The following is a 2,196-nucleotide window of genomic DNA, read 5'->3' on the forward strand; positions in this document are numbered from 1 at the left end:
GCGGCCTCAACGATCGTCATCTGTACGGCCGTCGGCTCGAAGCCGTTGCAAGGGTTGTTGATCTGGGGGCAGTTGGAGACCAGGACCAGGACGTCGCGTTCGGCGCGCAGGGTCAGCTTCAGGCCCGCCCGCGCACCCCGTTCGCCGTCGCCGGGAACGTGCCCTTCTCCCGTACCGCCGACATCGTCGACTGGTGTCTGCGCGCCGGCGCCCTCACCGACGCCACCCTGCTCACCCAGCTCGAGTACGCCCGCAAACGCACCGGGGACTACGGCAGTTGGACCCTGCTGACGGTCCGCAGCTGGCCCCGGTACGAGTGGCGGCTGGTCGGGCGGGTCGACCGGCGCCGGTTCAGTCCCGTGCCGCGCGTCGACGCCGGGATCGTACGGATCGAGCGACGCCGGACCCCGCTGCTCGAACCCGCCGCGCTGGACGGCTGGCGGCACCTGGTCGAGCTGGGCTTCTCGGGGGTGGGCGGCTCGCTGCACGCCTCGCTGCGCCGGGCCCACCCGAGACGGCGCGTGGACGCCGCGTTCCGTGCCGCGCGCCTGGATCCACGCGTCCTGGTGGGCGAGGTGTCGCCGGACCACTGGCTGCGCCTGCACAGGGAACTGACGTCGTAGCAGCGGCCGTAGAAAAGTGCCGTAGGAAAGTGCCGTAGGAAAGTCAGGAGCTCGCGGGTGGCCCGGATCGGATTGCCGGTCTGGTCGCGTGCTGTCCGGATCAGTGGCCGGTGCTGTTGCCGGACGTGATCTTTCGCAGACCGTAGAGCGCGGTCCCGAGGGCGAGGACCGCGGTGCCGGAGACGACGGTGCTCGGGGGGAGGGCGAAGGCCAGGGTCGCGCAGCCGGTGAGGCCGATGACGGGGACGAGGCGGTTCGGTCGGCCCTCTTCCTCGGTGAGGGTCCAGGCGGAGGCGTTGGCGACGGCGTAGTAGGCGAGGACGCCGAAGGAGGAGAAGCCGATCGCGCCGCGCATGTCCGCGGTCGCGGCGAGGACGGCGACCACCGCGCCGACCGCGAGTTCGGCGCGGTGGGGAACACCGAAGCGGGGGTGGACGGAGGCCAGGGCGTGCGGCAGGTGCCGGTCCCGGGCCATCGCGAGGGTGGTGCGGGAGACCCCGAGGATCAGCGCGAGTAGTGAGCCGAGCGCGGCGACGGCGCCGCCGACGCGGACGGCCGGTACCAGCCAGTCGGCGTCCGCGGCGCGCGCGGCGTCCGACAGCGGGGCGGTGGCGTCCGCCAGCCCGCGCGGGCCCAGCAGCGTCAGGACGGCGACGGCGACGAGGGCGTAGACGGCGAGGGTGATCCCGAGTGCGATCGGGATGGCGCGCGGGATGGTGCGGGCGGGGTCGCGGACCTCCTCGCCGAGGGTGGCGATACGGGCGTAGCCGGCGAAGGCGAAGAAGAGCAGGCCCGCGGCCCGGAGCAGTCCGGTGCCGGTCGTGTCCGGGCCGATCTCCAGTCGTGCGGAGTCCGCGTGGGCGGAGGTCAGGGCGGTGACGGTCACGGCGGCGAGCACGGCCAGGACGACCGCGACGACGGCGCGGGTGAGGAGGGCGGACTTCCGCACCCCGGTGTAGTTCACCGCGGTCAGCGCCACTACGGCGGCCACGGCCACCGCGTGGGTCTGGTCGGGCCAGAGGTAGGCGCCGACGGTGAGGGCCATGGCCGCGCAGGAGGCCGTCTTGCCGACGACGAACGCCCAGCCGGCCAGGTAGCCCCAGAAGTCGCCCAGGCGTTCGCGGCCGTAGACGTAGGTGCCGCCGGACTCGGGATAGCGAGCGGCCAGGCGCGCCGAGGACGTCGCGTTGCAGTAGGCCACGACGGCGGCCAGGGCCAGAGCGAGCAGCAGGCCGGAACCGGCGGCGTCGGCCGCCGGGCCGAGGGCCGCGAAGATCCCGGCTCCGATCATCGACCCCAGACCGATCACCACGGCATCGGACAGGCCCAGACGCCGTCTCATCCCGCCCGTGTCCGCCGGGACTCCCTCCGCGTTCATCGCGCGCTCCTCCTGGTGCTCGGCGCACGGTAGCGCAGGAGGAGAGGGCTACAGCCGGGGAGGACTGGTCGTGCTGTGCCGTGTGCCGGGCGTCAGCTGGTCCTGCGCCCCCAGCTCGGCCCCACCAGGTTCCACTCCGTGCCCCAGGAGTCGATACGGCGCCGGTCCAGCCGGTACCGTGCGACGGCCCCGGCC

At 73.6% G+C, this 2,196-nt stretch carries 2 protein-coding genes; one reads left to right on the plus strand and one right to left on the minus strand.

Features of this window, described 5'->3' with window-relative positions; all coding sequences use genetic code 11:
* Positions 1-623: ribosomal RNA small subunit methyltransferase A (locus tag ACNFOC_RS53545; RefSeq protein WP_416966192.1), on the plus strand; the 623-nt coding region annotated here is incomplete at its 5' end.
* A 100-nt stretch (positions 624-723) separates the two neighbouring features.
* Here ACNFOC_RS53545 and ACNFOC_RS53550 read toward each other — a convergent pair.
* Complete coding sequence (locus ACNFOC_RS53550; RefSeq protein ID WP_416966193.1) at positions 724-2,001, minus strand: APC family permease; 1,278 nt, start codon at positions 1,999-2,001, stop codon at positions 724-726.
* Between the last annotated feature and the right edge of the window lie 195 nt (positions 2,002-2,196).

This window comes from Streptomyces colwelliae (assembly GCF_048158785.1).
GTDB lineage: Bacteria > Actinomycetota > Actinomycetes > Streptomycetales > Streptomycetaceae > Streptomyces.

What these genes read in the sequence shown, in the direction of transcription:
- ACNFOC_RS53550 (WP_416966193.1), bottom strand. Translation starts at nt 2,001, where the DNA reads ATGAACGCGGAGGGAGTCCCGGCGGACACGGGCGGGATGAGACGGCGT.